At 34.3% G+C, this 23,101-nt stretch carries 22 protein-coding genes and 1 pseudogene; 17 read left to right on the top strand and 6 right to left on the bottom strand.

Annotation, left to right across the window (positions count from 1 at the left end; genetic code table 11):
- The first annotated feature begins 123 nt into the window (after nucleotides 1–123).
- The 5 genes from sigI (at nucleotide 124) to ACYVEC_RS06670 (ending at nucleotide 6,958) form a co-directional block, all read left to right on the top strand.
- Nucleotides 124–846, top strand: a complete 723-nt coding sequence (gene sigI, locus ACYVEC_RS06650) for an RNA polymerase sigma factor SigI (protein WP_063221917.1) — start codon at nucleotides 124–126, stop codon at nucleotides 844–846.
- The gene (locus ACYVEC_RS06655) at nucleotides 836–2,173 is read left to right on the top strand and encodes an anti-sigma factor domain-containing protein (RefSeq protein WP_063221916.1); all 1,338 of its coding nucleotides are present in this window, start codon (nucleotides 836–838) and stop codon (nucleotides 2,171–2,173) included. The genes sigI and ACYVEC_RS06655 overlap by 11 nt, the downstream gene beginning before the upstream one ends.
- 171 nt (nucleotides 2,174–2,344) lie before the next feature.
- Complete coding sequence (locus tag ACYVEC_RS06660) at nucleotides 2,345–5,692, top strand: glycosyltransferase (RefSeq protein ID WP_063221915.1); 3,348 nt, start codon at nucleotides 2,345–2,347, stop codon at nucleotides 5,690–5,692.
- Between the two features lie 229 nt (nucleotides 5,693–5,921).
- Nucleotides 5,922–6,197 (top strand): ArsR/SmtB family transcription factor, encoded by a 276-nt coding sequence (locus tag ACYVEC_RS06665; protein WP_063221914.1) that lies wholly within the window; start codon nucleotides 5,922–5,924, stop codon nucleotides 6,195–6,197.
- 380 nt (nucleotides 6,198–6,577) lie between these two features.
- On the top strand, nucleotides 6,578–6,958 hold the full coding sequence (locus tag ACYVEC_RS06670) for a hypothetical protein (protein ID WP_460505967.1): 381 nt from the start codon (nucleotides 6,578–6,580) through the stop codon (nucleotides 6,956–6,958).
- 229 nt (nucleotides 6,959–7,187) lie between these two features.
- Here the strand turns inward: ACYVEC_RS06670 and ACYVEC_RS06675 are convergent, their stop codons facing one another.
- The 3 genes from ACYVEC_RS06675 to ACYVEC_RS06685 all read right to left on the bottom strand — a co-directional run bounded on the left by ACYVEC_RS06675 (nucleotide 7,188) and on the right by ACYVEC_RS06685 (nucleotide 10,365).
- Nucleotides 7,188–8,639, bottom strand: coding sequence for an FAD-dependent oxidoreductase (locus ACYVEC_RS06675; RefSeq protein ID WP_063221913.1), 1,452 nt, complete (start codon nucleotides 8,637–8,639; stop codon nucleotides 7,188–7,190).
- 230 nt (nucleotides 8,640–8,869) lie between these two features.
- Complete coding sequence (locus ACYVEC_RS06680; RefSeq protein ID WP_080468356.1) at nucleotides 8,870–9,067, bottom strand: hypothetical protein; 198 nt, start codon at nucleotides 9,065–9,067, stop codon at nucleotides 8,870–8,872.
- Nucleotides 9,068–10,041: 974 nt separating this feature from the next.
- A complete protein-coding gene (locus ACYVEC_RS06685) occupies nucleotides 10,042–10,365 on the bottom strand; it encodes a winged helix-turn-helix transcriptional regulator (RefSeq protein WP_063221912.1) in 324 nt (107 codons plus the stop codon).
- Between the two features lie 124 nt (nucleotides 10,366–10,489).
- Between ACYVEC_RS06685 and ACYVEC_RS06690 the strand changes: the two genes are divergently transcribed.
- The 6 genes from ACYVEC_RS06690 (at nucleotide 10,490) to ACYVEC_RS06715 (ending at nucleotide 15,755) form a co-directional block, all read left to right on the top strand.
- Complete coding sequence (locus tag ACYVEC_RS06690; protein ID WP_063221982.1) at nucleotides 10,490–11,023, top strand: NAD(P)H-dependent oxidoreductase; 534 nt, start codon at nucleotides 10,490–10,492, stop codon at nucleotides 11,021–11,023.
- A gap of 135 nt (nucleotides 11,024–11,158) precedes the next feature.
- A complete protein-coding gene (locus ACYVEC_RS06695; RefSeq protein ID WP_063221911.1) occupies nucleotides 11,159–12,661 on the top strand; it encodes a class I adenylate-forming enzyme family protein in 1,503 nt (500 codons plus the stop codon).
- 145 nt (nucleotides 12,662–12,806) lie between these two features.
- The gene (locus ACYVEC_RS06700; protein WP_063221910.1) at nucleotides 12,807–13,370 is read left to right on the top strand and encodes a GNAT family N-acetyltransferase; all 564 of its coding nucleotides are present in this window, start codon (nucleotides 12,807–12,809) and stop codon (nucleotides 13,368–13,370) included.
- Nucleotides 13,367–14,071 (top strand): SDR family NAD(P)-dependent oxidoreductase, encoded by a 705-nt coding sequence (locus ACYVEC_RS06705; RefSeq protein WP_063221909.1) that lies wholly within the window; start codon nucleotides 13,367–13,369, stop codon nucleotides 14,069–14,071. Before ACYVEC_RS06700 ends, ACYVEC_RS06705 begins: the two co-directional genes overlap by 4 nt.
- A complete protein-coding gene (locus ACYVEC_RS06710; protein WP_063221981.1) occupies nucleotides 14,068–14,844 on the top strand; it encodes a GNAT family N-acetyltransferase in 777 nt (258 codons plus the stop codon). The genes ACYVEC_RS06705 and ACYVEC_RS06710 overlap by 4 nt, the downstream gene beginning before the upstream one ends.
- Nucleotides 14,845–14,855: 11 nt before the next feature.
- Nucleotides 14,856–15,755: a PhzF family phenazine biosynthesis protein gene (locus ACYVEC_RS06715; protein WP_098556095.1), complete on the top strand. Its 900-nt coding sequence runs from the start codon at nucleotides 14,856–14,858 to the stop codon at nucleotides 15,753–15,755.
- A gap of 31 nt (nucleotides 15,756–15,786) precedes the next feature.
- On the opposite strand, the gene ACYVEC_RS06720 is transcribed toward ACYVEC_RS06715, so the two are convergent.
- Nucleotides 15,787–15,996 carry a hypothetical protein gene (locus ACYVEC_RS06720; RefSeq protein ID WP_000801648.1) on the bottom strand — a complete coding sequence of 70 codons (210 nt, stop codon included), beginning with the start codon at nucleotides 15,994–15,996 and terminating at the stop codon, nucleotides 15,787–15,789.
- A 175-nt stretch (nucleotides 15,997–16,171) separates the two neighbouring features.
- On the opposite strand from ACYVEC_RS06720, the gene ACYVEC_RS06725 reads away from it, so the two are divergent.
- The 3 genes from ACYVEC_RS06725 to ACYVEC_RS06735 are packed head-to-tail and all read left to right on the top strand — an operon-like array spanning nucleotide 16,172 to nucleotide 18,449.
- Nucleotides 16,172–17,011 carry an aminoglycoside phosphotransferase family protein gene (locus tag ACYVEC_RS06725; protein WP_098556093.1) on the top strand — a complete coding sequence of 280 codons (840 nt, stop codon included), beginning with the start codon at nucleotides 16,172–16,174 and terminating at the stop codon, nucleotides 17,009–17,011.
- Nucleotides 17,012–17,038: 27 nt separating this feature from the next.
- A complete protein-coding gene (locus tag ACYVEC_RS06730) occupies nucleotides 17,039–17,596 on the top strand; it encodes a DUF7010 family protein (RefSeq protein ID WP_098556091.1) in 558 nt (185 codons plus the stop codon).
- A gap of 25 nt (nucleotides 17,597–17,621) precedes the next feature.
- A complete protein-coding gene (locus tag ACYVEC_RS06735; protein WP_098556089.1) occupies nucleotides 17,622–18,449 on the top strand; it encodes an MBL fold metallo-hydrolase in 828 nt (275 codons plus the stop codon).
- A 235-nt stretch (nucleotides 18,450–18,684) separates the two neighbouring features.
- Here ACYVEC_RS06735 and ACYVEC_RS06740 read toward each other — a convergent pair whose 3' ends face one another.
- A complete protein-coding gene (locus ACYVEC_RS06740; RefSeq protein WP_063221905.1) occupies nucleotides 18,685–19,101 on the bottom strand; it encodes an SRPBCC family protein in 417 nt (138 codons plus the stop codon).
- Between the two features lie 79 nt (nucleotides 19,102–19,180).
- Nucleotides 19,181–20,191 carry an aldo/keto reductase gene (locus tag ACYVEC_RS06745; protein ID WP_460505973.1) on the bottom strand — a complete coding sequence of 337 codons (1,011 nt, stop codon included), beginning with the start codon at nucleotides 20,189–20,191 and terminating at the stop codon, nucleotides 19,181–19,183.
- A gap of 431 nt (nucleotides 20,192–20,622) precedes the next feature.
- Between ACYVEC_RS06745 and ACYVEC_RS06750 the strand changes: the two genes are divergently transcribed.
- The 3 genes and pseudogenes from ACYVEC_RS06750 (at nucleotide 20,623) to ACYVEC_RS06760 (ending at nucleotide 22,994) form a co-directional block, all read left to right on the top strand.
- The gene (locus ACYVEC_RS06750; RefSeq protein ID WP_336448368.1) at nucleotides 20,623–20,967 is read left to right on the top strand and encodes a winged helix-turn-helix transcriptional regulator; all 345 of its coding nucleotides are present in this window, start codon (nucleotides 20,623–20,625) and stop codon (nucleotides 20,965–20,967) included.
- Nucleotides 20,968–21,172: 205 nt separating this feature from the next.
- Nucleotides 21,173–21,499, top strand: coding sequence for a winged helix-turn-helix transcriptional regulator (locus tag ACYVEC_RS06755; protein ID WP_283881903.1), 327 nt, complete (start codon nucleotides 21,173–21,175; stop codon nucleotides 21,497–21,499).
- 322 nt (nucleotides 21,500–21,821) lie between these two features.
- Nucleotides 21,822–22,994, top strand: a pseudogene (locus ACYVEC_RS06760) (cyclopropane-fatty-acyl-phospholipid synthase).
- Nucleotides 22,995–23,101: the final 107 nt, after the last annotated feature.

A 23,101-nucleotide genomic window follows, 5' to 3' on the forward strand; every position in this document is an offset into this window, starting at 1 on the left:
AAAAAATATAAGTAACAGCAAGAAGACAAGACCAAAGAAAAGTACTAACAAAATGTGGTTAAATGGTCACTTGTTTAGTGACCATTTTTCTATTTAAAGCAGAAGGAGGCTGAGAGATTACCAGTGTTGAGTTTAGTAATGAAGATCTTAAGAAAACCGAAAATAGAAGATATCGTATGTAACATACAAAACAATGGAGAAGATAAGGAAGCCTTTATCGTTCAGTATCAGCCTTTTATTAGAAAATCAATATCGTCTGTCTGCCGCCGATATATTACAGAACAGGATGATGAATATAGTATTGGATTGTTTGCGTTTAACGAAGCAATTGAACAGTATTCGTATAAAAAAGGAAAATCTTTTCTAGCGTTTGCTGATCTTCTTATAAAAAGAGATGTAATTGACTATATACGCAAGGAGTCAAAGCATAACCGTGTCTTTTTAAAAGAAGATGAGCAAGAGGAAATGTTAGAAATGCAAGTATCGCTTACAGAGTATATGAAAGAGATGGACAATAGTAATCGTAAGGAAGAAATTCTTCATTTTCAAAGTGTGTTAGCTGAGTTTAAAATCACATTTTCAGAGCTTGCTAAAGAATCTCCTAAGCATCGTGACACGCGTGAGCACTTAATAGAAATTGTAAAGATAATTATAAAAGAAGAGGAAATGATGGAGGAGCTGTTCCGAAAGAAAAAGTTACCGCTTAAACATATTGAACCGCGTGTTAGGGTAAGTCGTAAAACGTTGGAGCGGCATAGAAAATATATCATTGCAATGTGTATTATCTTCGCAAACAACTATACATACATTCTTGATTATATAAGGGGAGGGAAGCATGATGAATAAAGGAATTGTGATGGATATAAAAAAACATAGCGTAGTTGTTTTAACACCAAATGGAGAATTTATTACGTGTAAAAGAAAAGGGGATTCTTGCATGATTGGAGAGGAAATCTCGTTTGAAGAACAAGAACAAAAAGCATCACGTTTTTCAATCCCTTATTTCTTAAAGCCGGCATCATTACTTGTTGCTTGTTTTCTATGTGCGCTGTTATTTTTCTACAACCAACCGGAAGAAAAAGTATTTGCTTACGTCTCAGTTGATATAAATCCAAGTTTAGAGGTGAGCGTAACGAAGGATCTTCGCGTTATAGATTTGCAAGCTTGTAATGATGATGGAAGGCGTATTTTAAAAGAATTGAAGCAATGGGAAAATAAACAATTGCAAGACGTAATACGTACGATTATAAAACAAAGTCAAGAGGATAAGTATTTAACGAATGATAAGCAAGTTATGCTAACGGCTGTTGCAAAGGACAAGTTGCTAGAACCACAGTTGGTAAAGGAAATGAAAGAATTAAAGAAAGAATATGAGCTAAAACATATTACAGTCGAATATCAAAGTAGCACGATGCAAGTACGAGAGGATGCTAGAAAAGCTGGAATTGGCACAGGAGTCTATATAAAGCAAGAGAATGAGAAGAACAAATCGCTTACTCCACCTGCCACGCCGTCTAATCCAGTGGAAAACGAAGAAGAGGTGCAATCGCAGCAGGAGTCAGCTTCTGATGCATCATCAGATTTGTCTCCTGTAAAAGAAAAAAAATATGAGAAACCAGAGCATAAAGAACAAAAGAAACCAGAGGAACAGCCATCTAGGCAAATAAAAGAAAATAATGGTAGAGGATCTCAGCAAGAAAATAGAGGGAATCAGCAGGAGAATAACGGTAGAGAATCTCAACAAGGGAGTAATGGAAATCAGCAAGGGAACAACGGTAGAGAATCTCAACAAGGAAATAATGGAAATCAGCAAGAAAACAACGGTAGGGGATCCCAACAAGGGAATAATGGAAATCAGCAAGGGGACAATGGAAGAGGATCCCAGAAAGAAAATGTTGGAAATCAACAAGGGAACAATGGTAGAGATCCTCAACAAGGAAATAATGGGAATCAGCAAGGGAACAACGGTAGAAATCCTCAACAAGGAAATAACGGGAATCAGCAAGGGAACAACGGTAGAGGATCTCAACAAGGGAATAATGGAAATCAGCAAGGGGACAATGGAAGAGGATCCCAGAAAGAAAATGTTGGAAATCAACAAGGGAACAATGGTAGGGGGTCTCAACAAGAAAATAGAGGTCACCAGCAAGGGAATGAAAAGAATAATCAATAGAATATTGAGAGATTCATTTCAAAGCTAAAAGGATTTATCTCGCTATTGCGGGCAGTAAAACTCCCATCTCAAAATTTGGCTGGGGCAAAGAAGTTAGGTGGGAGTTGGGCTGCTTAAAGTTGCACTTTATTATTCTATAGTTCTATTAAGAAGGAGTATGTGAAAAATATAATGGAGAAAAACATTCAACAAGGGAAAGATAAAGCAAAACCTATTTTTTATGATCCGAAAGGAAGGAGAAACATAGCTTTTATTTGGTTTCTATGTATCTCAATAGTTAGCGTAAGTATTGTATTTTATTTTTTCTTTCAAAGTATTTTTTCAACACCAGAAATTCCAAATATGAATACCGCTGTACAACAAGATAATAAACTTGTACCAATTAATCAAAAACTTAGTGATCAGCAGTTAAAGAAGGAAGGATTTAAACCAAATACCGAAATGAAGGATAACAAAAATTTGGTGAATTCGACGAACGATAGTAAACAACCTAAAGAAGTGTATGGTTTTTATGTAAACTGGGATGAAAATAGTACCGCTTCTTTAAAAGAAAATATCGATTCATTAACCACGCTAGTACCAGAGTGGTATCATTTAAAAGCAGATTTAACGATTAGAAGTGAGATAAAACCTGAGATAGTAAAGTTAGCAGAAAAAAATCAAGTGAAAATTATGCCGTTACTTACTAACTATACAGAGGAAGCTTCTGGTCCTGATAGTGGGCTGATTCATAAGTTACTGAATTCGCCAAATGATGTAAAGACAAAGTTTATAAATGATTTAGTAAAGCAAGTTGAAAAGAATCGATTTGCGGGTATTAATATTGACTTTGAGGCGATACCTGAAAGTGATAGAGAAAACTTAACAAATTTTATGAAAGAACTTACTACGGTCTTTCATAAACATGATTTGCTCGTTACACAAGATGTTCCAGCTAACGATAAGGCTTTTGATTATAGTGCGTTAGCGAAGGTAATAGATCGAATGATTGTAATGATGTACGATGAGCACTATGGAGCGGGGGAACCAGGGCCAATTGCTTCGAATAAATGGTTCCAACATACATTGAAAGAACTGAATATTCCGTCTAATAAGCTTATAGTTGCTTTCGGTAACTATGGATATGATTGGAAAGTGAACAGTAAAGAACCTGCGAAGTCTTTAACTTTTTCAGAAGTTATGGCAATGGCTCATAATTCAAATATGAAAATTCAATGGGATAAGATTAGTGGAAATCCTTATTTTAGATATAAAACAGGAGAGAAAGAACATACAGCTTGGTTCTTAGACAGTGTTACTCTCTATAATCAAGTGAAAATCGCAATGGATAACAATGCAAAGGGGTTTGCGCTATGGAGATTAGGAGCAGAAGATCCTACAATATGGAAAGTTTTAAAAAATCCTATTGGGGCACAAAAAAATCCTGATGTATTACATAAAATCACTAGTTTAGATGAAGTGAATTATTCTGGCCAAGGTGAAATTTTACAGATTGAGAATGAAAAGCAAAATGGATTGAGAGATTTTAAAGTAGGCAAAGATGGTTATCTTACAGATGAAGTATATCAATCCTTACCATCTGCATACGAAGTGCAACGATATGGAAAACCAAAGGGGAAACAAGTAGTATTAACATTTGATGATGGACCAGACCCGAAATATACGCCAGAAATTTTAGATATATTAAAAGAGAATAAAATAAAAGCTGCTTTTTTTGTACTTGGTGAAAACGCGCAACTAAATCCTAGTATTGTAAAAAGAATATACGATGAGGGGCATGAAATTGGTAATCATACTTTCAAGCATCCTAACATAGCTGATACGTCTTTACTACGAACAAAAGTAGAACTTAATACGACGCAACGTTTAATTCAGGAAGTAACTGGACATTCTACGGTTTTATTTAGACCACCATATGAAGCCGATGCTAACCCAGATTCGTCAAATGAAATATTGCCTATTTTACGTGCGCAAAATATGAACTATACAATGGTAGCGGAAAAAGTTGATCCTGAAGACTGGGCAACACCATCAACAAATGAATTAGTAAAGCGTGCTCTTAATCCCGTTTATAAGGGAGAGGGAAATATTATTCTTCTCCATGATGCGGGAGGGAATCGTACCCATACAGTAGAGGCGCTGCCAATCATTATCAAAGACCTTAAAAAGCATGGATATAGTTTTGTAACAATTTCAGATTTAATGAATAAAGAACGAGATGAAATTATGCCTCCTGTTTCTTCTGAGGGTAAGCAATATTTACTTTACAATAAAGCTGTCTTTTCAGGGGCGGGATATTTTAAACATATATTAACAACTATTTTTTATGTTGCTATTGGATTAGGTATTTTTCGATTCTTATTCTTAATTTATTTTGCATGGAAGCAGAAAAGAAAAACGCTATCTCGCTATATTAATTCGTCCTATCAACCTTTTGTTAGTGTTGTCATAGCAGCATATAATGAAGAAAAGGTGATAGCTAAGACGATTCGCTCAATTTTGGATAGTAATTATAGAGAATTTGAAGTTATTGTTGTGGATGACGGATCGACAGATGGTACGTCAAAAGTAATACAAGAAACATTTTATAAACACCCTAAAGTTCGTTTCATTCAGAAAGAAAACGGCGGGAAATCATCGGCAATAAACCTAGGATTTCAACAATCGCGAGGAGAGATCATTGTCACTTTAGATGCGGATACTATTATTGCGCAAGACGCCATTTCTCTAATGGTTAGACACTTTGAAGATCAGAATGTAGCAGCAGTTTCAGGTAATGTCAAAGTGGGGAATAGACGAAACTTGTTAACTACTTGGCAACATGTTGAGTATATTACAGGGTTTAATTTAGAACGTAGAGCTTTTGATGAGTTAAATTGTATTACAGTAGTTCCAGGAGCTATTGGGGCGTGGCGTAAGAAGAATGTAGTTGAATCTGGATATTTAAGCGAAGATACGTTAGCAGAAGATACAGATCTTACTATTACATTTTTACGTCAAGGACATAGAATTGTATATGAAGAAAAGGCTTACGCTTTTACGGAGTCACCTGAAGATGTGAAAAGTCTCATTAAACAGCGATATCGTTGGTCATATGGTACACTTCAATGTCTTTGGAAACATCGAAAAGCGTTATGTAATTCAAAGCATAAAACATTAGGATTTATCGCATTGCCAAATATGTGGTTATTCCAATATGTTCTGCAATTCATTGCTCCTTTTGCAGATATATTAATGATTGTGGGACTATTTAGTAATAATCCACTAAAAGTTTTAGGATTTTATTTTGTATTCTTTTTAATGGATCTTCTCGCATCTCTGTTTGCATTTAAATTAGAGGAAGAGAATCCGAAACCATTAGTATGGTTAATTTTACAACGCTTTATTTATCGTCAATTTATGACTTATGTTGTCGTTAAATCTATATTCTCATCGATTCGAGGAGTAGCGGTAGGGTGGAATAAGTTAAAGAGAATGGGAAGTGTAAAACATTCCACGGAACATAAGGAGGCATCTTAAGAGAGCAGGTTATCTGCTCTCTTTTTTATTGATTTTAGTGAGCTGAGTGTAGAGTAGATACGTCTGTATCTATAGGGGTACTGATAGTGAGCCATTATGTTAAGTTACTCCTTTAGTTTCGGGAAAAAGTTTTTTTATATTTTTTTTAAATGACGGACATAAAATCGTATATACCTTCGAATTATATATATGGATAACATAAATATGTATATAAAAGGGGAGAAATAAGATGAAAGAACAAAAAGAAATGTTTGAAGAAATCGCTGAAGTACTAAAGGTATTGGCGCATCCTGTTCGTTTATCCTTAGTGAAAATAATGCTTTCAAAAGGTCCTACTAATGTAACAACAATGTATGGGGATTTGGAAATGCCTCAAAGTACAATTAGTCAACATTTATCTAAACTAAAAGCTGCTAAAATGGTTACAGGTACTCGGAAAGGATTAGAAATTTATTATGAGGTAACTGACAATCGCACAAAATCAATATTAGCATGTTTAGTTTAAATGCTGACTGTCTAGACATTAAGAAGAGAATGCTAAAGCAATTCTGTGACTACAATTTTTAAGATGTTATACAAAAGTAATTTGTGTAAGTGTATGTGATTTTCTTACTAACATAAGTTGTATTTAGCCTGATTATTAATTTGTTATACTTCTTAATTAGATTATTTTATTTAATAATATTGTATGATCTTCACCTTGTTAAATTTAATATTATTTTATTAAAAATTAGTAAGATGAAGGTTCATTTATGTACACATGAAATATTTTATAAAGAGTACGACTTTACTCCAAAGTTACATTTTTAGTTTTTTCATCTATAGATCTAATACTAAAGGGAAAATAACTGAAATATAAATGTAATTGAAAGGAGTGGAATAATAATGGAGGTAAGCCTTTTTTTAGGTTTTTTTGGGGGATGGGTAACGGTTATCATCACAGGAATACTTTTTGTGCGACCATCTGTACTACGTGAACTGAAAAAATTAGTGGTAGAAGACAGGGGATTTGGAATTATGTATGGCTTTCTATCAATTTTCCTAGGATTAGGTACTGTTATCCTGCATAATGTTTGGACACTTAATTGGCAGGGACTCATTACACTTATTGCATGGCTCGCACTACTAAAAGGGATTTATGTAATTGCATATCCTGAACCATCCAAGAAAACCAATTTTGAAGTAAGGGTACTATCTACTCGAATAGTGCTTGCTATACTTGGTGTTTTATCTTTTTGGATGCTTATATTACTTTATATGAAATAGAGACAAATATTGTTGAACATGGGAGTATATAGGTGGGGTTTTTTTGTAGTCCTTCGGAACGAAATTTTATAGTTAACTGTAAATTTAGTGTTTCTTACCTTGTAGACATGTTTTTATAAATAGTGAGATGGGCAAAACGAAAAGAATCTTAAATAAATAGGATTCTTTTCGTTTTATAAAAATGAATTTATTTTGTATCACTAATACAATGGATAATTATTTTTCCGGACTATTCGCAGTTATCTATCTTGGTATATTCAATGGTGGCTATGTGACCATCCGGTCGAATCAAAACGGTATCTATATTTTGCAACTTGGAATCTTGTATTTCTCCTACTATCACCTTTATGTGCGAATCAATATTCATTTTATTTATCTTATCTATATAAGAAGGGTGTATTAATAAAATAAATTTACCATCCTGCATTAATTCAAAGAGTTTATAACTTTTCTTATTTTGAGAAGAAATAGTGAGATTTGTACATCTTTTTCCTATCAATGGATGCCTTTCTATATCGTGCATCGACGAATACCTAACCCCTAAACCACTTACTCTTTCAGATAAATCGTTATTTATCTCGGGGTATGTAAGTAAGTGCGAAAATAACTCTCTTAATTCCATTCCTGCGTTTGAAAAGTTTATCATTAATTGTTCTTGCGCTTGTACTTCTTTGAAAAATTGTTTTCCCACAGCATGTCGTTCAATATGATAACTTTTTAATAGACTTTCATATTTTTTGTGTTTTATTGCGAGTCCTAATTTCCATCCTATATTAAAAGCATCTTGTAGACCTACATTCAAGCCTTGTCCTCCAGCAGGGAAATGAATATGTGCTGCATCACCTGCTAAAAATACACGCTTATGTTGATAAGTATTTGCTAGTTTGGTTGCATTGCCAAAACGAGAAAGCCATAATGTGCTCTTAATTTGAATATGTTCACCTGTAATCCTATAAATACTATCTATAAACTCTTTTTCTGTAACAGCAACATGAACGGGTATTGCCTGATTCTTAGGATCAACAATTGCAAAACGAATTACATCAGGTGCAATAGGCACCATCATTAATATCCCATTTATATTAGAAGTAGATAAAAATGGAGTATCTGGTATATCTTCTAAAATAATATCACCTAATATAGCAGTAGTTGTTGTGTTTGTTCCATTAAACGGTATATTTGATAATTCACGAACTACACTTCTTGCTCCGTCAGCTCCTATTACATATGGAACTTCTATTTTATATATTGTTTCTCTTTGTTCTATTTCTAGTTGTACGAATGTTTCATACTGTTTTAAGTCTTTCAGAGTATGCCCACGTTTAATGTCTACACCTAATTCCAATGCACGTTCTTCTAATATTTCTTCTGTAATAGATTGGGGAATAAACAGTGTATACGGAAAATCAGTATCTAAATTTTTAAAGTTTAATCTTGTATCTAAGGCAGCAAAATGACTTGTATCTAATTTCTTTCCTCTAGATAAAAATCGATTTTCAATGCCTCTCATGGCCATCAATTCCAGTGAGCGGGGGTGTAGTGTTAGTGCTCTAGAATTTCGTATGCGATCCACTCTTCTCTCCAAAACGACAACGTTTATACCTTGAATAGCTAATTCACATGCTGTCATAAGTCCAACTGGACCACCACCAACTACCGCTACATCATAATAATTTTCCATATCATGCCCTCCATTTATTTAAGTGATTAAGAGCTAATGAAAAAAAATGTAAATAGATTTGTAAATGCTATCTATTGTACGTATATAATTATACTCCATTTTAGTTTCCTTGGAAACTAAAATGGAGTTCCTTAGAAGAATTTACATAGTAAGTGTGTAGTTAATGCGATATAGCGTGTCTGCAGCAGTTCCTTGTGGGAGTTGTAAAGGCCTTTCCACTATTCGTAGTTTTAATGACGTAGTAGTGGTTTTAACTCGATTTCAAATAAGTCGCTTTCAATTTCATTAAGTGCATACATTGATACAGGGTAGGGAGAGGTATTAGATAAGACTTTTGATGAAAGAAGTTCTCCTGATGATGAGTAAAATGTAACAAACACTTGTGAAAATGGAGGGACCATAATGATTACACGGTCAGTTTTTTGCAACGTATTAACCAACTCCAAAATAATATAGTTTTATAAAAAATCGAAAAACATTAGATAAGTATAAAGATATTATTATGGGTGCTTTTCCAATAGTGAATTAATAAATTCTTTATTTCATTGTAAACAGTCTAAGAGCACACATATATGCGTGCTCTTAGATTAGAAAGGTAGTTTTCTATGAGTAGGGATTCCCTATATAATAAAATATGCTTGTCCAATTTAAATGTGAGAAGTTTTTTAATAAAAACGCTATTTGGTAAATATATGTAAAAAAACGCCTTGTACAGACACTCTTTGCAAAGTGTTTTGTCTACTGTAGTAATTTTAAAAAAGCGATGGAAGTTGTTATCCGACTTATAAAACTAGGCAGTAAGCTCCCAAAAAAAGAAACTCCATCGCCCAGTTACTAGGGTGACAGTTAAGACAAAGAGTGGTATTAAAATAATCATTATTAAAGATGTTACTTTATATGAAGTGAATCCCGAAAACAGGACACATATCAAAAAACCTAAACCATCTATTCCCTAAATTCTTTAGGGGATAGGTGGTTTAGGTTTTCTTGAATTCGCACACGAGTGGAGTCCCTTTATCGCTTATGATTACGGCTAATTATATGGAGCATGTAGAACTAGGATTGAAGAAAGTCCCGATATTTGTGCACATTCCCCTTCAGATTATTATACCGGTAATTTTTATTTGTTGTTGCTATAATTCGCAAAAGGATACATCCATAGGGGGATATTTTAAAAGATTAGCGATGATCAATAAAAGTGTCTGAATTAAATATCAGGTGAAAAGTATAGGATACTTTTGTTATAAAGAGTATCTATAGATGAATGTTATTGATTTTTACTTCTGAAAGATTTGGGATTCTAAATTACGAGCTGTTGGAGTATCTCTATTTTAAAATTTCAGTAGAAATATTAAAATACTAATATGAATGTAGAAGATTTAATAAAGACGGTAATATTTTGTTAGTCATGTAATCTTTTGATTTGATGACCTTTTCCCCATTCAAATAGTTCATCCATAATTTTCATTAAAGATTTTCCGTGCTCACTTAGTGTGTACTCAACCTTTGGTGGTACTTCTTGATATACGGTACGATGGATAATCCCATCAGCTTCAAGTTGCCGAAGTTGTTGTGTAAGAACTTTTTGTGTAAGGTTTGGAATTTCTCGTTTAATTTCATTTGTTCGCATTTTTCCATCCATCAAAACACATAAAATATAAACTTTCCATTTTCCGCCGATTACATCGAGTGTCGTTGCAATTGGGCAGTCATCATTTTGATTCATATAACACCTCCAAAGGTACCTCAAGGTTCCTATAGTACCTGAAAGTACGTACTTTTCAATTATATGTAACTCATTCATACTAATACGTAAAGGATTGATTAATTTATAAAGGGGATGGAAAATGATGAGAACACTTGTAATTGTAGCACACCCTGATATTGAAAAATCACAAATTAATAAAAGATGGATAGAAGAACTTGAGAAACATTCGGATGAAATTACGGTGCATGAATTATATAAAGCGGCACCAAATTGGGAATTTAATATTGAAAAGGAACAAAGACTGTTAGTAGAACACGACAGATATATATTTCAATTTCCGCTTTACTGGTACAGCTCACCACCATTATTAAAAAAATGGTTTGATGATGTATTAACATATGGATTTGCGTACGGATCAAAAGGGGATAAAGTGAAGGGAAAAGAGTTTGGTGTAGCTATTTCTATAGGTGGATTAGAAAAAGACTATAACAATAGCGGAATCACAATGGATGACTTGACGAAACCATTCCAAGCTACATGCCTATATACAGGTATGGAATTTATACCTTCATTTTATTTATATGGTGCGGAATATAAACTAAGTGATGAAGAGATTGATAAAAGTGCGCCTGAGTATGTGCAATATGTGATGAACAAGAAGTATTCTAATATATAAGGAGAAACAGCCATTTACTTGTTAAGTAGATGGCTGTTTTTTTGTTTGTTTTATATTCACTAAGTGTAATCTTTAGTAAATTAATAGTTAATCTGGTAAAATAAAAAACCTAACATATATAAAGGGGAGTTTTACTTGAGAACGATGCGACAATTATTACAAAAAAGAGCAATGCAATCACCAAATTTGGAAGCGCTTGTAGGGGGAGAGAAAAGGTATTCGTTTCAGCAGTATAATGAACGAGTAAATCAGCTTGCACAGTATTTGTTACAAAACGGTGTGCAAAGAGGCGATCGTATAGGAATCCTTTGCAAAAATAATCACCCATTTCCAAGTATTATGATGGCAAGCTTAAAAATTGGAGCGGTATTTATTCCGCTAAATCATCAGCTTACTGTTTATGAACTAGAAACGATTGTAAAAGAAGCGAAATTAAAAGTATTAGTTATTGATGAAGAATTTAGTGAAGTTTTATTAAAAATTGATGCCGTTAAAGAAATTTCTTATGTAATTAAAACGACAAAAGAAGGCTTTGGTTCATTTGAATTAGAATTGCAAGAACAGCCAATTACAGAACCGAACGTAGAAGTGCATGAAGAGGATGATGCAATTTACTTATTTACTTCCGGAACAACTGGACAGGCAAAAGCATGCGTAATCGGACATAAAAACTTACATCATTATTTTGCTGAGATTGCGGGGCAAAGGGAAATTCCAGCAGGTGAACGCTTTTTATCCGTGCATCCATTGTTTCATATGAGTGGCGTGCTTTCTATTTTAAATTGTATTTATCATGGTGTTACGATGATTTTCTTAGCTGATTCGAATCCTACTCTTATTTGGGATAAGATTGAAGAAGAGAAAATTACTACGATGCTTGCATTCCCGGCTGTTTATAGCTACATGCTTGATGAACTAAATAAAAAAGAACGTAACATTTCAACCTTTAAAGTAGCACAAAGCGGTGGAACAAAAGTGCCAGAAACGCTTATCCAAAAATATATGGAAAAAGGAATCTATATGGTGCAAGGCTATGGTAGTACAGAAGGTTGGGTTGTAACTTCATGGCATCCAATGATGGGAAAAGAAAAGATGTCTTCTGTAGGGAAAACCTTGAAAAATGTAGAGGTGAAAATTGTTCATCCAGAAACAGGACATGAACTAACAACTAATGAAGTTGGGGAGATTCACGTAAGAAGTCCATACATGTTTAAAGGATATTGGAATAATGAAAAGGCGACAAAGAAGGTAGTAAAGGATAATTGGTTTAACATGGGCGATGCTGGCATGTTAGATGACGATGGATTCTTGCATATTATGGGAAGATATAAAGACGTTATTATACGCGGTGGTGACAACGTATATCCAGATCAAGTAGAAGATGTTATTCATGAAATACATGGTGTTTTAGAAGTTGCAGTAGTTGGAGTTCCAGATGACTTTTGGGGAGAGGTTCCAAGAGCTTACATTGTGAAAGATAGCGAAAGAACATTAACAGAAGAAAGTATTATTCAGTATTGTAAGGAGAAATTAGCAAGTTATAAAATACCAGAAGTGGTATTCGTAGAAGAGTTACCGAAAAACGCTTTAGGGAAAGTGTTGAAGAGAGAATTAAGGGATGTAGTTCTTGTGAAATAAAAATGTTATTAAACAATGAAGAACCCAGTTATGTATAAAGCATGACTGGGTTTTTGTCTATCAAAAACATAATAATTTACTAGATTTTGTATTTTGTGTAAGATGATAAAGAATATTCAATTAATAATCGAGGGATGAGATGTAAATGAAGCTACCGCTATTACAAGTAGAGACAGAGAGACTCATTATCCGTCCATTTCAAAAAGATGATTATGAAAGTTGGTTATATGGATTTAATAAGAGGCTACCATCTCAGTATAAATATGACGATGGTTATCAAGTTATGGCATCATCAACAAAAGAATGGTTCACGGAATGGATAAGAGGTTTTGATGAAGCAGCACATCGAGATGAGATGTATGTATTAGGCATTTTTCGTAAAGAAGACGGAGCTAATATTGGAAAGCTAGAGCTTATAAAAATTTTACGTATGGACTATCAGTGGGCGATGATGGGGTATGCCATACATAATCAATATTGGAAAAATGGATACGGTATTGAAAGTGTGAAAGCTGCGATATCGTTATTTTTTAATAGTCTTCATTTTCATAGAATCGAATTACATATACGTGTTGATAATGAGCCATCAGTGCGTCTTGCAGAAAGAGCAGGCTTTTCATTTGAATGCAAGAGAGAGGCGTTTTCTTTGGAGAATGGTAAGTGGATGGATTTTCTTATTTATTATAAAAATAAGGAGATGAATATATGAGAGTGTTTATTACAGGTGGCAGCCGCGGGTTAGGGTTACAGTTAGTAAAAGTATTTCATGAAAATGGGCATATCGTTTATCCATTAGTTAGAACTGAGGTTGCGGTAACGCAATTGAAGCAAATGTTTAGTGGTAGATGTTTTCCTATATTGGCAGACTTATCGGCTGATGAGAGTACGGAGCAAATTAAGAAGCAGCTTGAGGAATATACAGAGTATGTTGATCTAGTTATAAATAACGCTGGCATTACTGGGAAGGAGACTGAGATTTTACATACAAATTCAGAAGAGTTAACGGACTTATTTAATATTCATTGCTTAGGTGTAATTCGGGCTGTAAAAGGTACATATGTGGCGTTAGCTAAATCGGATCATCCGAGAATAATAAATGTGTCCTCTCGATTAGGATCATTACATAAAATGGCGAACAAAGAGTTTCCGCAAGGCCAGTTCTCATATTCATATCGAATTGCTAAAGCTGCACAAAATATGTTAACACTCTGCTTACAACAAGAGTTTGAGAATAAAGGAATTCGTGTAACTGCCATTCACCCAGGAAAATTAAAAACTGATATTGGTGCCTTTGATGCGAATATGACTCCGGCTGAAGGAGCAAAAAATATATATGATTGGGTAATAGATTCAAATGAGGATATTTCAGGGAAGTTTATTGAGCCTGGTGTGGGGGAATTGAAGTGGTGATATACGCTCTTGCAATCATTCAGAATCTATTTGGCCCTTCTAAAAAAGTATTAAATGGCTTACCAAATGCAGTAACGATTGAAGAAATAGAAGAAGATGTTTTGTATAACGTACAAATATATAAAGAAAAGATAAGTAGATTTGAAGAGGTTTGTTTTAATTTGGAGTTAAAAAGAGCAAGTATTGTATTAAACAAAAGGTTTAGTAGTTATAACTCAAGTGTGAGAGTGTTACTTGATGCCGGTTTTTCTTTGTATGCCGCAAAGATAGAAGTATGTAGAGAATTGAACAATGTAGAAGAGCCTGAAAGACAATATACATATCGATCAATAGCAGAAGGAACGTTATCGGAAAAAGAATTTAAATATATTTGGGAACAATGTATGTCGGGTTCAGGGAATCAAACTTCAATTTTAACTATCGATGAGCATTTTTATTCAGTGCAAACAGAGTTAGGTAAGGGCTGGGAAAAGTCATGTATTGTTTTTTATGATAAAAATGAGCCGATTGGTATGTCCATACCGCATATAGAAACTGGAACAGAAAGTGAAGGACGATTATTTTATTTTGGGGTAATGCCTTATTATCGCGAGAAAGGAATTGCTTCCCATATGCATCTTCAATCGTTGCATATGTTAAAGAAAATGGGGGCTACTTATTATATCGGAAGTACACATACTTCAAATGAAAAGATGCAGAGGATATTTTGGAGGAATAATTGTTCGTTGAAAACGGAGATAGAGCTTTATTATAAAATTTTTAAAGAAGATTAGGAGAAAAGAAAATGAAGACTATAAAGGTATTTCATTACGATGCATTTACGAATAAACCAAATATGGGGAATCCAGCAGGTGTTGTATTAGAGGCGGATGGATTAACAGAAGGGGAGATGCAGCGTACTGCTGAAAAAGTTGGATTTAACGAAACATCTTTCGTTCTTTCTTCAGAAGTAGCAGATATAAGAATGCGTTATTTTACACCTGGTTATGAAATGGATTTATGTGGACACGGGACAGTTGGGACTATATATGCCTTGCGTGAAAGAGGTTTATTAGAAGAGAAAGCAAACCTTACGATTGAAACGAAGGCCGGGATTTTACCGATACAAATAGTTGTAAATGAAAATGAAGAAACCTTTATTAAAATGGGGCAGGCAGCACCTCAGTTTAAAGATTTTGCAGGTTCAACAGAAGCATTAGCTCATAGTATTGGTTTAGAAGAAAATGATTTAGATGTAAGTTTACCAATTGTATATGGAAGTACGGGGAACTGGACTGTAATTGTACCGATTAAAAATCTAGATGCATGTGAGAGAATGAGACCTCATAATGATGCATTCCCATCCGTATTAAAAGAAATACCTAATGCTTCTATTCATCCAGTTTGTTTAGAAACTTATGATGAACAGGTGCAAATGCATGGGCGTCATTTCTCATCAGCTTATGCTGGAACGATTGAAGATCCAGTGACAGGAACAGCTTCAGGTGTAATGGGAGCGTATTATGCGACGTATTTGGAGAAAGATTTTAATCATGAAATGGAGTTAATCGTTGAACAAGGACAGGAAATGAATAAAGATGGTCGTGTAACGGTATATGTAACGAAAGATGTAGAAAATGAGAATTTACAAATTGATATTGCGGGAACAGCGGTGTATGTGAAAGAGTTTGAAGTTTCAATATAAAAAGAAAGCCCGGAATACGTCCGGACTTTCATTATCTGTTCAATACTTCAATATACGAAGCATCTCCAGTTGTTCTTAAAGCAGAGCGGAAATTGTTGTTTTCTAACGTTTCAGCGACTTGTTTTAACTGCTGTGCATCATCATGATGGATAAGTAAGCTGTCGGCACCACTTTCCTCTATATGAATGTGTTCGACATTTCCGATGGCATCATGTACAGCTTTTAAAAATTCAGGTTTCATAGTGTCCTCCTATATGTATGTAACGTTGTTGTTAGTATTTCCTTATTTTTGAAATGTAAAAGTGAATGAATTTTTGTTATATTATGATTTTGGAAGGGGTTTCCTATTCGTTTGTCAAATAATAGTAAAGTTGTCTTTTGAATTGAAGGAATCTTCGGAATTAAAGGGTGAGGGAATGGACATTTCAGTAATCGCTACACAACTAGTTAAGGAGGAAGTTATTTCACGTTATCCAAATAGCATAAAAGTGTTGAATGGAGGAACGACAAGTACTGTATATTTGTTGGATGGAAAATACGTTGTAAAGCTGAATAAAGCGGAAGTAATACGTGAAGAAGCTAATTTTCTTTCTTTTTATGAGGGAAACGCTATATTTTCAAATCTTTTGTATAAGGAACCTTTACATACATATATTGTGTATTCTTTCCTTGAAGGTAGTACTTCGTGCAAACAGGGACATAAACGAATTACGCTTAGTACTCTTGTAAATGAAGTTATTAATAAGTATGAAATAGTTTCAGATATAGATGGTTGGGGATGGAAAGAAAGTCCGGTTCAATCTTGGAATGAATTTTTAACGAAAAATGTGATGGAAGCTTATGAAAATGTAAGACGTTACATAAGTAAAGAAGAGTATAGAATTGTTCTTAAATTAGCAAAGAGGGACGCTGAAATAAATCAGCCATTTTTATTGCATGGTGATCTTGGATTCCATAATTGTATATTTCAAGGAAATAAGCTGCACGGTGTAATTGATCCTTTACCAGTGTTAGGAGATCCTATATACGATTTAATTTATGCGTTCTGTTCAACTCCGGAAGATTTAACGAAAGAAACGATTGATTATGTGATGAAACAATGTGTATTTCATAAAAAAGACAGTGAGTTATATGAAGAAATAGTTATTTGCTTATATTTGCGTATAGATACGTGTTTAAGGCACCACCCGAAAGATTTAGAAGATTATTTAGTAGCTTGGCGGTATTGGATGGACGAGGTTGAGGTGACTTTATAATACAAATATTTTGGGGGAGATGGTGAGATGAATGTTTCAGAAGCGAAAAAGGATTTAGCAATAAAAACGAAGAGGGGCTTGCCAATTATATTAGCTGGCGTTTTATTTTGGATAGTTATGAGTATAACGGGTTTTGTTCTTTCTGAAAAACAAGTGGTATGGGTATATTTAATCGGTATGGGTTGTGTATTTCCTTTTGGCTTAATGATAGGTGCTATATTGAAAATTGATATGTTTGCGAAAGGAAATCCGTTAGGGGTTTTGGCAGGATTAATTGGTGGGATAAATGTATTGAATATTCCGCTTGTATTACTTGCCTATTTTCAATTTCCAGAATGGTTACCTTTTGTAGTAGCAATGTTAATAGGTGTTCATTTTATCCCGTACGTATGGATTTATGAAAGTAAAAGTTATGGTTTATTGTCAGTAGGGACTGTATTTGTAACGTCAGTTTGCGGGATTCTTTTTGCAGAAAAAGGATTTACTGTAATTCCATTATCGGTTACAGTTGTCTATTTCCTTACTTTTATAAGTTTGTTAATTGAAAATAAAAAAGCAGATCATTACCAACAAAAATCAGCTTAATAAAGAAATAGGGATAGGGGGAATTATGATGAAAAATTTCGTTTGTACAACGTGTGGTGTGCAGTATGCAGCGAGTGTAGAAGAACCGGTGAGTTGTCATATTTGTGATGAAGAGAGGCAATATGTTAATCCGAAAGGGCAGTCTTGGACGACTTTAGAAAACTTGCAAACAGATGATACATACAAAAATGAAATAATTGAAGAAGAAAATGGGCTTTATAGTATTACGACAAAACCAGAGTTTGCAATCGGGCAAACGGCATTTGTAGTGAAAACAGAATCATATCGTTTACTATGGGACTGTATTACTTATTTAGATGAAACGACAATTGAGAAGATAAAAGAGCTTGGCGGATTAGATGCGATTGCATTGTCTCATCCTCATTATTATTCAACACAAGTAGAATGGGCGGAGACGTTCGATGTACCAATTTATATACACGAAGATGATAAAGAATGGGTAATGCGCCCGAGTAGTCGTATTATTTATTGGTCTGGTGAGTCTTTACAATTAGCTGATGGATTGGTCATCCATCGTTTAGGAGGCCATTTCAAAGGAGGATCTGTATTACATTGGGAAGAAGGTAATGATGGAAAAGGAATTTTGTTAACAGGTGATATTATTCAAGTTGTAGCGGATGAACGATGGGTAAGCTTCATGTACAGCTATCCAAACTTGATTCCATTACCAGCGAAAAAAGTGGAAGAAATGGTGAATCGAGTGAAGCCGTTACAGTTTAATCGTTTATACAACGCTTTTCATCGAGTAGTAAAAGAAAATGCAAATGAGGCAGTTGAACGTTCTGCTGAAAGATATATTAAGGCGGTAGAAGGAAAGTTGTTTCATACGTAAAAAGTAATTTGATAAGCGGCAAAGCACTGGATGCTTTGCTGTTTTTATAGTGCTGAAACGTCGTTATTTGTCGGTAAGTCGATATCCTTTGTCGAAACGTCAATATATTGAAAAAATCGTTGATATATTTCAAATTGTGATCGATATAATTGAAAAATCGTCGATATAATTTCATATACCTAAAAACAATGAAAAGCAAAGCGATATCGCTCTGCTTTTCATTGTTTTTAGTAGATCAATCTAAAAATGCTTGTTGCAATGCCTTCAGTCCATCGCTGTAGATGCTATGAAACAGATTAATTGCCTCTTCATCACTAACCTCTACAGGAGTGAAAGTACCAGACCATTCTACTAACGATGTGTTACTTTCGGTACCTTCTTTAACTTTGATTGTAGATAGATAATTAGTGACTGGGAATGGTGCATTCATGATTGAATACGTGTAGTAGCGTTCCTTATCATTGAATACTTCTAAGCGCTCTATAATCGTATCACCATCTGGATTAGCTAGATGACGTACACGACCGCCTTCAGTTAATTTACTGCTAGGTATATAAGGTAACCAGTCTGGAAGGGAGTTGAAACCTCCGATTAATTGCCATACTTGTTCAGGTGAACCGAAAATTTCCATAGATGTAGTAGTATGTGCCATGTTCATTACGCTCCTTTTTATCTCGATATTTGCGAGCAAATAATCAGTGGGGGATGACCCTACTGATTAAGGTTTCAAATTATTTTACGTTGATTGGTAGTGGTGCATTAGGTGCTACTAGTTTTTGTTCGCGCATTTCTTCCCAGAATGCTGCTGGAATTACTGTGCTTAATGCAGTTTGGTCTTCTGCAATACGTTCCGGTTTACTTGCACCAGGAACAACGGCAGCAACTGCTGGATTTGCTAATGAAAATTGTAATGCAGCAGCCTTGATGCTGATTTCGTGACGATCTGCAAGAGCTTTGATTTTCTCAACTTTTGCAATAATTTCTGGTGATGCTTTTTGGTATTCAAAGTGAGCACCTCCAGCAAGAATACCTGAGCTATATGGGCCACCAACGACAATATCCATATTATGCTTTACAGCTGCTGGCATTACTCGTTGCAATGCACGCTCGTGGTCTAGTAATGAATAACGACCAGCTAGTAAGGAGATATTTGGCTTCGCTTCTTCTAAATCAAGCATAAGTTCAATCGATTCTACTTTGTTTACTCCAAGTCCCCAGCCTTTAATGACGCCTTCTTCACGTAAGCGTGTTAGCGCACGGAATGCTCCTGTTCGAGCAATTTCAAATTGTGAAATCCACTCATCACCATAAAAGTCTTGTGCTAAATCATGAATGAAAACAAAGTCTAGTCGATCTGTTTTTAAACGTTTCAAACTTTGCTCGATAGAGCGAAGTGTTGCATCTGCGCTGTAGTCATTGATCATTTTATTTTTACGACCAAATTCGAACAGTCCGCCTTTTTCACCTAAATCACGTGCAGATGGATCTTCTAGTTCATCTGAAATCGTTCGACCTACTTTTGTACTTAAAAAGTAATCATCACGATTTCTTTTTGATAGTGCTTCACCAAGACGAATTTCTGCTAAACCAGATCCATAAAGTGGAGCTGTATCAAAGTAACGAACGCCATTCTCCCAAGCAGCATCCACTGTAGCGATTGCCTCTTCTTCTGGGATATTACGGTACATATTTCCTAGTGGTGCTGTACCAAAACCAATTTTTTCTTTTAGTAATTTACTCATTATAGATATCCTCCTAAAATGTATTTAAAAATTAATAAATCATTGTGAATGGATGTGAAAATGAAAACATGTCATTTCATCGTCTGACAAAATGCATGATAAAAGTATTGAAACAGCTAAAAAAGTACGCACTTTAAAGTACGGTACTAAAATGTAATTTCTAATACTGCATGACTCACTCAACTCTTACAAATGCTATTATGAAATGTATTTTACATAATGAAAAGTACGTACTTTAAAGTGATATAGATACTAAAAAGTAATACAGGTACTTTTTAGTGCCGTACTACTCAGTTACTGTTTACGTATGCTATTATGAAACATGTTTAACACAATAAAAAGTACGTACTTTAAGGTGCTATAGATACTTAAAAGTAATATTTAAATCTTTAGCTTACTTGCCTTATAACATTATTAAAGGAGATTTTTATATGAAAACATACAATATTCCTGTAGAGGCGACTTTAGAGGTTATCGGTGGGAAGTGGAAAGTAGTTATCCTTTGTCATTTGAAGAAAGACAAAAAGAGAACGTGCGAATTAAAACAATTAATGTCTGGTATTACACAAAAGATGTTAACACAACAATTACGTGAATTAGAAGAAGATGGTGTAATCGAGAGAAAAGTGTATAATCAAGTGCCGCCAAAAGTAGAGTATTCTTTAACTGATTACGGTCATTCTTTAGATTCTATACTCGATTCTCTTTGTCACTGGGGAGAAAATCATCTCGACAAGAATAGGAACACATCTATGCTCATAACAGCAGCTGAATAAACAAGGAAAAAACGAACAAAAATATGTTCGTTTTTTTCTTGTTGTTTTGTCATGTATATATAGGGAGATTTTTTAAGCAGCATAATTACTTTTTGGTAATATAGGTACTTTTTTGTGCTGTAGGAACTAAAATGTGCCGTATAGAAAATTATTTGTTTTTACGCAACAATAGAGAAGAAATTTAGAAAAAAGGAGAGGAGCACGGGTGAAACAATATAATATACCGATAGAAGCAACTTTAGAAATTATCGGGGGAAAGTGGAAGGTCGTTATTTTATGTCACTTAACGAAAGGGACAAAGAGAACGAGTGAGTTGCAACGTTTGATTCCTGAAATTTCTGTTAGAATGTTGACTCAGCAATTACGTGAGTTAGAAGAAGATGGTGTGATTACACGTAAAATCTATACAGAAATTCCACCTCGGGTAGAATACTCCTTAACTGATTATGGTTGGTCTTTACAAAATGTATTAAACCAATTAACAGTATGGGGAGAACGATGCATAGATAGAAAAAATGGTAAAGTTAAGTGAAATCTATATATGTAATATTGAAAACACCACCCCATGAAGAGGTGGTGTTTTTTCAGTATAAAACGTTAGAAAGTTACTATGGTGAAAAGTAAGGGTCTATACCATATCAGCAGCTGTTTTAGTAGGGTGAATGTTTAATTTATCATTCATCATAGGTACTTAAAAGTGCCTTCATCACTTTAAAGTACGTACTATGCTTCATAATATAACCGTTTTATAATGACACTCGTAGCAAGAAGCCATAACGGTTTTAAGCTATGTTCAAAAAGACTTATTAACTAGAATAGTTTTTTGTTCAATTTTTTTAGTAGGAGATGTTTATATGGTTGAAGAACTTTTTTATAAAAAAATACTTAAAAATCTTTTTTCAGATCCAGTTCAAATTACACTTTGGAATGGAGAAACAATCCAATATGGAGAAGGGGAACCTCAATTTCATGTAACATTCCATAAGCCGCTTTCAAAAAAAGAGCTTGCAAAGGGTCCTTCTATTGCATTCGGTGAAGCATATATGAATGGGGACCTTGAAATAAAGGGTAACCTTGAAAAAGCAATTCAATCTATTTATAAAAGGCAGGATAGCTTTTTAGGTGATAGTAAGTTGCAATATTCCAAAAGTAAATGGAATTTCTCAAAACAAAAAAATAAAGATGATATTGCTCATCATTATGATATTGGGAACGATTTCTATAAATTGTGGCTTGATGAAACGATGACGTATTCTTGTGCGTATTTCCAAAATGAGCAAGATTCTTTAACGACAGCTCAGCATAATAAAGTGAATCATATTTTGAAAAAGTTGAACCTTCAAAAAGGTGATACGTTATTAGACATTGGTTGTGGTTGGGGTGAGCTCATTACAGCTGCCGCTAAGCAGTACGGTGTAAAAGCGATGGGAGTAACGTTAAGTGAGGAACAATATGCAAAAACTTCCGAGCGAATTAAACAAGAGGGACTTACAGATTTAGTTGAAGTATCCTTACTTGATTACCGTGATATTAAGAATCTTAAATTTGATAAAATTGTTAGTGTAGGTATGATTGAACATGTAGGAAAAGACAACATTACGCAATAATTTGAGACAGTGAATGAACTGCTAAACGATGGTGGGATTTCTCTTCTTCATTGTATTACTTCTCCGGCTAATGGTGGTGCTACGAATGGTTGGATTGAAAAATATATATTCCCAGGTGGATATGTTCCTGCTGTTAATGAATTAATCACGAACATGACAAATGAACAATTTTTCATTGTTGATGTGGAAAGCTTACGTAGACATTACGGGAAAACATTACAACATTGGGCTCAAAATTTTGAAAACGTACTGGAGGAAGTTCGCAAAACGAAAGATGAGCGATTCATTCGTATGTGGCGTTTATATTTAAATGCATGTGCAGCTTCGTTCTTTACAGGTAATATTGATTTACATCAATTTGTATTTACAAAAGGTATTAACGATACAATTCCGATGACACGTTCTTATATGTATCAATAAGAGTGTGATCTAATAGCTCTTAAGCAATGTTTAAATTTATAGGTTCATAACTTAAAGTAAAAAAGTCGGGATGAAAATCGAAATGATTTGTATCCCGACTTTTTTTA

The sequence above is a fragment of the Bacillus sp. MN7755 genome, assembly GCF_054771475.1.